Source organism: Streptomyces sp. NPDC002055, assembly GCF_040296705.1.
Lineage (GTDB): Bacteria > Actinomycetota > Actinomycetes > Streptomycetales > Streptomycetaceae > Streptomyces.
In genome coordinates this window covers 16,973-27,960 of sequence record NZ_JBEOXS010000080.1, presented here as the reverse complement: position 1 = coordinate 27,960, position 10,988 = coordinate 16,973, and the positions used below count along the sequence as shown (strand labels likewise).

Annotated in this window: 3 protein-coding genes and 1 pseudogene; 2 read left to right on the top strand and 2 right to left on the bottom strand. The window is 77.4% G+C overall.

Annotated elements, in window-relative coordinates:
* A pseudogene (locus tag ABT112_RS31565) lies at positions 1 to 4,066 on the top strand (hypothetical protein); the annotation flags it as partial.
* Between the two features lie 53 nt (positions 4,067 to 4,119).
* The gene (locus ABT112_RS31560) at positions 4,120 to 5,085 is read left to right on the top strand and encodes a bifunctional riboflavin kinase/FAD synthetase (protein ID WP_351515216.1); all 966 of its coding nucleotides are present in this window, start codon (positions 4,120 to 4,122) and stop codon (positions 5,083 to 5,085) included.
* Between the two features lie 252 nt (positions 5,086 to 5,337).
* Here ABT112_RS31560 and ABT112_RS35485 read toward each other — a convergent pair whose 3' ends face one another.
* Entirely contained in the window at positions 5,338 to 9,981 is a 4,644-nt protein-coding gene (locus ABT112_RS35485) for an SCO5717 family growth-regulating ATPase (protein ID WP_502975509.1), read from the bottom strand.
* A 706-nt stretch (positions 9,982 to 10,687) separates the two neighbouring features.
* Positions 10,688 to 10,988 (bottom strand): hypothetical protein (locus ABT112_RS31545; RefSeq protein ID WP_351515215.1); only part of this gene is annotated, 301 nt, incomplete at its 5' end.

The window sequence follows — 10,988 nt, the reverse complement described above, 5'->3', positions numbered from 1 at the left end:
GAGCGGACCCGTTCAGCGTAGGCCGCGGGGCGGGCGCGGTCCCGGTGGGGCGGACGCCTTCGGGACGGCCGTCGTGGGGGACGCGGGTGCGCTCTGGGGCGCCCGGGGCGAGACCGTCGACCCGGACCGGGTCGCGGCCGTCGCCCGGCAGGCCGGGCGCCCGTTACTGGTCGTCCTCGACGGGCCCGAGGAGATGCCGCCGGTGCCGGAACCCCGGCTGCGCGCCTGGTGCGAGGAGACCGCGGAATGGCTGCGCGCCACCGGGGCCCGGCTCGTCGTGGCCTGCCGGCCGGAGTACTGGGAACACCTGGGGGCGCTCTTCCCCGAGCCCGCGCTCCACCGGCCCGGCCCGCCCGCCCGCGGCGCACAGCCCGTACCGGCGGAGCCCGGCCCGCCCGGCTGCGTACGGCTCGGGGACCTTCCCCCGGACGCGGCGCGGCTCGCGCGTGAGCGGTACGGCATCCCCGAGGGCGTGCTCACGGACCGGGACGCGGCGCATCCGCTGACGCTGCGGCTCTACGCGGAAGTGCGCGAGGAGTGGCGTGGCGAGGAGGCGGCCGAGGGCGCCGCGGCGGCGAACGGCTCCGGAGGACCGGCCACCGGCGCGGCCCGCGGAGGGGCGGGGGAGCCGGGAGCGGAGTTCTCCGGTGCGGAGGACGGCGCGGAGACCGGAGGACGGGGCGGTGGCGAGGCCGGCGGGCCGGACCGCCGGAGCGCCGACGGGGAGACCGGCGACCGGGAGATCGGCGGCGGGAAGACCGGCGGCGGGGCGCACGTTCCGGCCGAAGGCGACGGGGCCCGGGGGACGGTGGCGTCCTCGGCCGGGACCGGTCCGGTCGCCGGGGACGACGGCCGCGCCTCGGGGCGGGAAGCGCCGGCCGGTTCCCGGCTCACCCGTGCGGACGTCTTCGCCGCCCATCTCGACCTGATGTGTCTGCGGATCGCCGCCCGGCTCGCCGCCGCGGAGGACCCGCCGCTGCGCGGAGCGGCCGTGCGCCGTCTGGCGGCGCGGGTGGCCGGACAGGTGCACGACGCGGCCCGGCGCTGCCTCGGGCCGGGGCAGGGGGAGCTGGACGCGGCGGCGTTCGAGGAGGTCTTCCCCTCCCGGACCGGCTGGGCCGCCGCGGTGCTCGGCGCGGGGCTCCTGGTCCCGGCGGGGACCGGATACCGCTTCGCCCACGAGGAGTTCGCGGACTGGCTGCAGGCCCACCATCTGGACCTCGGCCCGGCCCTGCACGCCCTGGTGCACCGCTGGTGCGACGGCCTCGGAGGGGACGCCCCCGGGGCGGGAGCGGAGTCCGGACGGGCGGACGGCGACGGGCCCGGTGGGGGCGCGGAGCCGGAACCCCGGGCGCGCGGCCGCCGGCGCTTCGGGCGGCGGACGCGGCGGGCGACCTCGGCGGAGGAACACACCCGATCCCCTGACCTGGGCGAACCGGGTGAGCCGGGCCGGCCGGGTGAGCACGGCGGAGCCGCCGTGCGCGGGGCGTACGGGGGCGAGCACCCGCACCCGGGCCACGGTCCGTACGGGGACGAGTACCCGCACCCGGGCCACGGTCGGCACGGGGACGAGTACCCGCACACAGGCCGCGGCCCGCACGGGGAGGCCGGCGAGGCCGGGGAAGCCGACGGGCACGGGGGGACCGGGTACGCGAAGCTGCTGGGGAACGGCACCTTCCGGAAGGAGTCGGTGCACGGGGCGGAACCGCAGCGTCCGGCCGTCCCGCTGCCCGTGCCACGCCACCGGATCGGCCCCGTGGTCCAGGCGCTGCTCCTCCTCGAACAGCAGTCGGGCCCGGCCCGACTGGACGCCCACCTGCGGGGATTGGTGGAGGCGGTGCAGGCCCTGGCGACCGTACCCGGGCCCTGGGCACAGCATCCCCTGAGCTCGGCGGACGCCGCGAGCCCGCGGCCTGCGGAGGGGCGAGGACCCGGGGAGCGGCCGGGCGCCGGGCAGCCGGCCGGCCGGGGGGCGTCCGGTTCGCAGGCCCCCGGCTCGGGAGCGCTCGGCCCCGGGGCAGTCGGCTCATCGACGCCGGGCTCGCAGGGACCCTGCCCGGCAACGCACGACTCGGCAACGCACGGCTCGGCAACGCCCGGCTCGGGAGCGCGCGTGGGCCACCAGCGTCCGCCGCGGGACGCCGCGGCTCCCGCCGTCCCCGGTCCGGTGCCGTTCCCCGGCGCCCTTCCGCCCGGGCTGCTCCCCGGCCAGCAGTCGGGCGACGCGCGCGGCCACCGCCCCGAGCGGCAGGGCGCCGTCCCGCCGGGCCCGCAGGCCTGCGACCGGGGCCTCGGGACACCCGCAGCCGAGCAGTGGATTCCGGCACAGGCCCCCGCCTCCGAGCCCGTCCGACGCGGCCGGGCGGCCGGCGCTCCGGGGACGACGGCCGGCTCCCCGCGGGCCGCGGGCGCTGCTGCGGGGTGGCGCCCGCGGTCCGCCCCGGGCGCGGACCACGCCTTCTGGTGGGCCTGCCGACTGCTGGGGGAGACGGTGCGGCGGCTCCCCGACGCCCGGCCGTACCGGAGCCTGCTGCACTCCCTCGCCGAGCACATCGCCCAGCGCTCGGTCCTGGCCGGCGGTTTCGGCGGTACCGGGCTCGACGCGTTCGGCCCGGCCTTCTGGGCCTGTCTCGCGCTCGACACGGAGACCCGGCTCGGCCTGCTGCGGCCGCTGCTCCCCGCCGACGCGCCGCCGGGCACCCCGGGGCCCCGTCAGGCACGGTTCCTGGACGTCGTGAGCGCGCAACTGCGCGACGACCCGGCGGGTGCGCAGCCCGTACTCTGCCGCTGGTTCGACGACGACCGCCCGCTGCGGACCGCGCCCGGGGCCGGCGGACCGGGGGCCGGGACCGTTCCCCACCCCACCGTCGCCACGGCCGCGCAGGCGCTGCTCCACACGCACCGCCGGCGGGACACCGACGGGCTCACCGACGCGCTCGTCGCGGCCGGGCACCCGCGCGCCGAGGAACTGCTCGCCGCGCTCGCCGAGGACGAGCCGTCCGCCGTCTGCCGCGCGGTGCACCGCTGGGCGCGGGCCGGCCGGGCCGAGTGGCACGCGGCGGCCGCGGCGTTCGGCCCGGCCGCAGCCCGGCACACGGATCTGGACGCCGACCGCGCCCTGCTGCGGCACGCCGCGCTCGCCCTGCTCATCCGCCCGGACGCCGCCTCCCACCACGGTGCGGCCCTCGCCCTGCTGGTCCGGGACCCCGAGACCCGGTTGCGCCACCTTCCGCAGGCCCTGGCGCGGTTCGCCACCGGCGATCCCCAGCTGCCGCCGAGCGCACTGGCGCCCGCGCTCACCACCCACCCCGAGCCGGTGCTCGACGCCTTCCGCCTGCGGCTGAACGAGCCGGGAGAGGCCGCGGCCGACGTGCTGCTCGCCCTGGCGGACCCGACCGTGCCGGCCCTCGCCCGGCGCGCGGCCGCCCTGGTGCGCACCTACGTGGCGGCCCGGCCGGAAGGTGCGCGGCACGCGGCCGTGTTCCTGGCGCGCCTGACCGAGCACGGCCCCGGGGCCCGGGAGGTGCTCCTGCCCCTGTTCACCGACCTGTTGGCGGAGCAGCCCCCGCAGGTGCGCAGCGCGCTGGTGCCCGCGCTGGCCGCCCCCGGCAGCCGGACCGCGGAGCCCCTGCGCCGGGAACTGCTGGACGCGTTGCTGGAGCACGAGGAGAACGCGGCGCGGGACGCGGACTGCGCCGTGCCGGACGCTCTGCTGGCGGCATTGGCCGACGGCGCGGACCTGCGGGCCGAGGAGGCGACCCGCGAACTGCTGCACCGGACCGGGCTGCTGATGGCACGGACGCCGGAGGGCGCCGCGGCCTTCGACCGGCGGCTGACGGAGCTGGCCCGGCAGCGGCGGGGCTTCGGGCGGCAGGTACGGGAGTGGCTGGTGGGAGCTCCCGGGGAGTGGACGGCCGTGGTGGGTCCCGCGGCCCGCCGCCTGCTCAAGACACCGGAGGAGCCGACGGCGGACGCGGACCCGGCGGACCGCGTCCTTCCGGCCGCGCCCGGAGCCCCGCCGTCCGATGCCGATGCCGGGCCCAGGCACCCGGCATGGCAGTCTTAGACCTGCGTAAGGGCAGGAATCACGTACACAGGTTCGGGCGAGGAGCGGTCACAGTGCAGCGCTGGCGTGGCTTGGAGGACATCCCCGAGGGCTGGGGACGCAGCGTCGTCACCATCGGCTCCTATGACGGTGTGCACCGCGGGCACCAGCTGATCATCGGGCGTGCCGTCGCCCGCGCGCGTGAGCTGGGCGTCCCGTCGGTGGTCGTCACCTTCGATCCGCACCCCAGCGAGGTCGTGCGCCCCGGCAGCCACCCGCCGCTGCTCGCCCCGCACCACCGGCGGGCCGAGCTGATGGCCGAGCTGGGCGTGGACGCCGTGCTCATCCTGCCGTTCACCCAGGAGTTCTCGAAGCTCTCGCCGGCCGACTTCGTGGTCAAGGTCCTGGTCGACAAGTTGCACGCCCGGGCCGTCGTCGAGGGCCCCAACTTCCGCTTCGGCCACAAGGCGGCGGGCAACGTCGAGCTGCTGACCGAGCTCGGCGGCACCTACGACTACGAGGTCGAGGTCGTCGACCTCTACGTGCGCGGGGAGGCGGGCGGCGGAGAGCCGTTCTCCTCGACCCTGACGCGACGTCTGGTCGCCGAGGGCGACATGACCGGGGCGATGGAGATCCTCGGGCGTCCGCACCGCGTCGAGGGCGTCGTGGTGCGCGGCGCGCAGCGCGGCCGGGAGCTCGGCTACCCGACGGCCAACGTGGAGACGCTGCCGCACACCGCGATCCCGGCCGACGGCGTCTACGCGGGATGGCTGGAGGTCGCCGGCGAGGCGATGCCCGCCGCGATCTCGGTCGGCACGAACCCGCAGTTCGACGGCACCGAGCGGACCGTCGAGGCGTACGCGATCGACCGGGTGGGCCTGGATCTGTACGGCCTGCACGTGGCCGTGGACTTCCTCGCCTACCTGCGCGGGCAGGAGAAGTTCGCCTCCATCGAGGCGCTGCTGGACGGCATCGCCGACGACGTCAAGCGCTCGCGGGAGCTGGTCGCCGCCGATGAGGCGGCGCGCGCCGCGCGCTGAGCGCGAGGCCGCCACGAACGCGCGCTGAGTGCCGTGCGGGGCTGAGCGCCAGGAGGGACGGCCCGGTCGCCCGTCCTCCTGCCCGCCGGTTGGCGCCCGGAACCGCGACGACGAAAGTGGCCGGAACCGCGACGACGAAAGCGGCCGGAGCAGCGACGACGAAAGGGGAGGGCCCGAGCGGATGCGCTCGGGCCCTCCCCTTTCGTGTCATCCGGCGCCGCCCCATGTCCCACAGGGACGGCGCCACCGCTCCTACTGCTGCTGCGGCGGTGCCGGCGGCGGGAAGCCGTATCCGGTGCCGGGCTGCGGGGGCTGGGTGCCCTCCGGAGCCGGCTGGTCGGGCTGCGGCGGCTGTCCCGGCTGCGCGGGCGGCTGCCCGCCCGGCGCCGGGTAGGCCTGTCCGTCGGGCTGCTGCGGTGCGGCCGGTGGCGGGAAGCCGTATCCGGAACCGGGCTGCGGAGGCTGTCCGGGCTGTCCCGGTGGCGGGAAGCCGTACCCGGCGCCGGGCTGCGGGGGTTGCCCCGGCTGGGGGAAGCCGTAACCGGAATCCGGCTGCGGCGGCTGTCCGGGCTGCCCCGGCTGGGGCTGCTGCGGCCACCCGGGAGGCGCCTGGCCCGGCGCGGGCTGCCCGGGCGCTGCGGCGCCGGGCTGCCCCGGGGGCATGGGCCACCCGGGCTGCTCCGGCTGAGCGGGCTGCGGCACCTGAGCGGGTTGCGGCACCTGGCCGTGCTGCGGCACCTGGCCGGGGAAGGGCTGCTGACCGGGCTGCTGCGGCGGTGCCGGGTGGCCCGGCTGGGCCGGAGTCCCGGGCTGTGCCGCCTGAACCGGCCCGCCCGGGTACGGCTGGCCGGGCCACCCGGCCTGCTGCGCCGGCGGCTGCTGCGGGCCGTGCGGGTTTGCCGGTTCCGCGGGCAGCGGGTGCCCCGTCTGCGGGTCGACTGCGGGCTGTGCGGGCGGCTGCCCGTAGGGCGGGCCCTGCGGCGGCTGGGCCGCCTGCGGGGGCTGCGGGTATCCCTGCTGGGCCGGCGGCGGGTACCCCGGCGCGCCCTGCTGCGGGTGCCCCTGCGGGGGTGCGTACTGCTGGTTCGGCATCGGCGGGGCCAGGTGCGGCGGCGGGTTGCCGTCCGCGGTCCACAGCCCCTGCTGCTGCTGGGCGCGGATGAAGTCCTCGGCGACCATCGCGGACAGGTTGAAGTACGCCTCACGGGTCTTCGGCCGCATCATGTCGAGGTCGACCTCCGCACCCGCCGACAGATGCTCGTCGAACGGCACCACGATCACCCCGCGGCAGCGCGTCCGGAAGTGCGACACGATGTCGTCGACCTTGATCATCTTTCCGGTCTCGCGCACCCCGGAGATGACGGTGAGGCTGCGCTGCACCAGGTCGGCGTAGCCGTGCGCCGAGAGCCAGTCCAGCGTGGTGCTCGCACTGCTCGCACCGTCCACGGACGGCGTCGAGATGATGATCAACTGGTCGGCGAGATCGAGCACTCCGCGCATCGCGCTGTAGAGCAGACCGGTGCCCGAGTCGGTGAGGATGATCGGGTACTGCTTGCCGAGTACGTCGATCGCGCGGCGGTAGTCCTCGTCGTTGAACGTCGTGGAGACCGCGGGGTCCACGTCGTTGGCGATGATCTCCAGTCCGGAGGGCGCCTGCGAGGTGAACCGGCGGATGTCCATGTAGCTGTTCAGGTACGGGATCGCCTGCACCAGGTCGCGGATGGTCGCACCCGTCTCGCGGCGCACCCGGCGGCCGAGCGTGCCGGCGTCCGGGTTGGCGTCGATGGCCAGGATCTTGTCCTGACGCTCCGTCGCCAGCGTGGCGCCCAGCGCGGTGGTCGTCGTGGTCTTGCCGACGCCGCCCTTGAGGCTGATCACCGCGATCCGGTAGCAGGAGAGCACCGGCGTCCGGATCAGCTCCAGCTTGCGCTGACGCTCGGCCTCGGCCGCCTTGCCGCCGATCTTGAACCGCGACGAGGGGCCGGTGTTCTTGCTCTTGGGCTTCTGCTTGGTGTTGCGCAGCAGCCGGTCCGACGACAGCTCCACCGCGGCCGTGTAGCCGAGCGGCGCGCCCTGGCCGGAGCTCTGATCCGGGCTGGGCCAGGCGCCGGTCCGGGGGTCGGCGGGGGCGGCCTGGGGCTCGTGCGGAGGCTGCCCGCCCTGTCCCGGGTACGGCTGCTGGGGCACCTGCTCGCCGTGTGCCGGGTACGGCTGCGGTGCGCCCTCGGCGTTCGGCGGGGCCACGGGCGCACCCTGGCCCGCGGCCGGGGGGTATCCGTAACCGGACTGCGGGAACGACTGCGCGGGCTGCTGCGGCGCGACTGCCGGCGGCATGGCCGGACCCGCCTCGCCGGGCCCTTCCGCCTGCGGACCGGGGGCGACCGGACCGGGCGCGACGGGGCCAGGGGCGACCGGGCCGGGGGCGACGGGCGGCATCGGCTGCCCCGGCTGGGGCTGCCCGGCCTGCGGGCCCGGCCCCGGCTGGGACTGCTGTCCGGGCTGGTGCGACGGGTACGGCTGCGGCGGCTCGGTGCGCTGCTCGGGCACCTGGGGTGCCGGGGCTTCCGCCGGGCCGGTGCCGACGGGCGGCACGGTCCCGGCCGGGCCGTCGGCCATCGGGGCATGCGGAACCGGGCCGCCCACCGCCGGACCCTGGGGAGCAGGACCGTCGGCGGCCGGGCCGGGCGTGTCGGGCCCCGGAGCAGGTGCCTGCGGCGGTACGGACGGGCCACCGGCATGGGGGTAGCCGTACCCACCCTGCTGGGGCACCGCACCGGCGGGACCCGCGCCCTGGCCGGCTCCCGTACCGCTGCCGGGAGGCGTCCACGCCGTGGCCGGCTGCGGATGGCCGTGACCGGCGCCGCCTGCCGGAAGACCACCGGCCTGCGGGCCACCGGCCTGCGGACCAGCGGCCTGCGGACCACCGGCCTGCGGACCGGCACCCTGCGGACCGGCACCCTGCGGACCGGCACCCTGCGGACCGGCACCCTGAGGGCCGACGGCCTGGGGACCGGTCGCCGGGCCACCGCTCGTGTCGGGCGCGGGCGCGGGCGCGGGTGCGGGCGCGGGCGCGGGCGTAGCCGAGGTCGCGTCGGCGTCGCCCGTGTCCGTCCCGTTCGCCGGGCCGGGAGCGGGCGGCACCGGCGGCACCGGGGGCTGCTCGTCGCTGGGCACGGCGGGGGTGGGGGCAGCAGGCGGGGCCGACGGCTCGTCGTCCCCGGCGGCGGGCCGGAAGGACGGCGGCAGTGGCGGCAGTTGGTCCTGCGGCACCGGCGGCGGAGTCCACGCCGTCGGCGCGGGAGACTGCTCGGGCGCCGGAGGCTGCGGCGGCGTGGACTTCTCCGGGACCGGCGGCGGGGTCCAGGGGGTGGACTGCTCGGGCACCGGCGGCGGCGTCCAGCGCGTCGCCTGCTCGGGCACGGGCGGCGGAGTCCACGCCGTCGGCTTCTCGGGGACGGGGGGCGGCGTCCAGGCCGGAGCGGCGTCGGTGGGCTCCGCGGGACGGGAGCCCGCGTCCTCCTGCTGCGCCTTCGCCTTCTGGGCTTCGACCTCTTCGGCGTGGCGACGGAGCGCCGCCGCCGAGATGCGCATCGTGGACGCGCTCTGCAGGTCACCGTCGTCGAAGGGCGCGCGGTCCGGGGCCGCCCCGCCCGAGGCCGCGTCACCGGAACCGGAACCGGAGGCGTCATCGTCACCGCCGCCGCCGTCGGCAGCACGGTCGTCCCCCGCCGTGGTGTCGGCATCGCCGGACGTGCCCAGGGCGTCGGAGAGCTGCTCCTCGCCGACCGGTTCGGCAGCCGGGTCCGCGTCCGTCTCCTCGGGCGCCTCCTCCGGCGCGGCGAGCGGCACGGTGAGGGCCGGCGGAACATCGCCGTCCGACCCGTCCGTGCTCTCCGTACCACCGGTGCGGGAGCCGCCTTCCGCCGGGCCGTCGGCGGTGTCGTCCGCGCTCTCGGCGTCGTCGAATCCGTCGGAAGCCTCGGAAGCCTCGGAAGGAGCCGCATCGGCGGCAGCGGCCCCGGCAGCCGGCTCCGCGTCGTCACCCGGCTTCGCGAGCAGCCCTGCGGACTCCTCCGAGGCCGCCGTTCCCACGGATTCCGCTTCCGGCCCGGACAGCGGAGACAGGGGCGAGAGCGCCGACACATCGGAGCCCTCGCCGCGGTCCTCCGCCGCGGAGGCGCCTCCGTCCCGTCCGCCGTCCGCCGCACGGCCCTCGGACAGGCTCGCGTCCCGGTCGCCGCCGCGATCGGCGTCCCCGGCGCCGGAAGCGGCAGGAGCGGCGAAGGAGGGCAGCACCGGAGGCGGCACGGCGCCGGCCTCGGCACTCGCCGCCGCCGCGGTCCCGGCGTCCCCGGACGCCCCGCCGCCGGCCTGCGGTGTGGCGGGCTGCTCCGTGACGGGAGCCGCTTCGGCGCGCGGAGCAGGGAAGTTCGGGACCGGGAACTGCGGAGCGGGGAACTGTGGGGCAGGCGGAGGCGGCGTCTGCGCGTCCCGTGGCTCGGGCGGTGCCGCGTCGGCAGGCGGGGTCTGCGCAGCCGCCGGAGTCTGCACCGGCGGTACGCCGGGCGTCTGCGCGGCGGGCGGAGTCGGCGGCGTCCAGGTGGTCCGGAAGCCGCTGCTCGCCGGTATCCCGGGAATCGCCGCCGGGTCGCTCGACGACGAGGGGGTGGCGGGCGTGGAAGCGGAGGCTCCGGTGCCGGCGGGCTGTCCGCCGTCGTCCTCTCCGGATTCCGTTTCCGCCCGACTCGCACCGCTCCCCGACGAGGAGTTCTGCGTGTACCAGGCAGGCGGCGTGTAGTCGATGGTGAACTCGCCCGTGTTCTCAGGCTCTGCGTCGGACCGATCCTCGCCGGGGGTCCCTCCGCCCGCGCGGATCTCGTCCCGATCGCTGCTCACAATGCCTCCTGGTGTGGTCTTTCAACCCTGTTCGCCTGTTCGCCTGTTCACTGGAACGCGGCAGGGGGGCGGCCGTATCGATCTGTCCGGCCGCTTGACCTTTCCCCCGTTGTGACGCGGCTGCCCTGTCGTGAGGTTCTGCCACCGCGCCCGGACCCAAGCCTAATCACCACGAGCGCCGATCGGGCAGGGCCGTTCACCGCGGGGCGCTGTCCCGTACGTCACGTCGTGCGCCGAAGGGCCGGTGTGCCGGGACGGAGAGGCAACGCGCATGGACAAATCCCCCCATGTCCGCGGGCACCGCTGGTCGTGGGGCCGTGCCACGTCCGACTGCCCCGGCACGCGCCCGGTTTGCCCCCGTCGCCGGGCGTCTGGCCCACGTCCCGCCGCAGTCCCGGCGGCGCCTCGCTGCGCCGTGCGCATCCCGTCCTCGCATCCCGCCCGCGTAGCCCGTCCGCTCACCGTCCCCCCGTCCGCCTTCCGTTCGTTCCGCGACATCCCCGGCCGTACGCGGCCGAGGCCCCCCGTCCGCCCCTCTCGTTCGTCACCTCCGCGCTCCGCCGCGGCATCCGTGGCGCAGCGGGAACCCGATCCCCCTGTAACGCGTCTTGTTTCTACCGGCATAGTAGGGAGACGGTCCGACACCCACGGCCGGGGGCAGTCCTCGCCGTGCGGTCGGGCGACGGGGGTAACGGGGCGTATGGCATCACGGCAGCATGCGTGCGGCGCGTGCGCATGCCCGAGCGCCGTCGCGGGGGAGCACCCGCGACGGCCGGGATCCGTTCCGCACCGCGCCGTCAGGGGCGGAGTTCCACCGCTGACGGTGCATCGTCCCGGCAACGCGGCCGACGCCGGATCCGCGCGAGCCCCGACTTCCGTACACCGTGTCCGCACACCGGCCGGAACGTTCCCGCAGCCGCAGCCGCAGCCGCAGCCGCAGCCGCAGCCGCAGCCGCAGCCGCAGCCGCAGCCGCAGCCGCAGCCGCAGCCGCAGCCGCAGCCGCAGC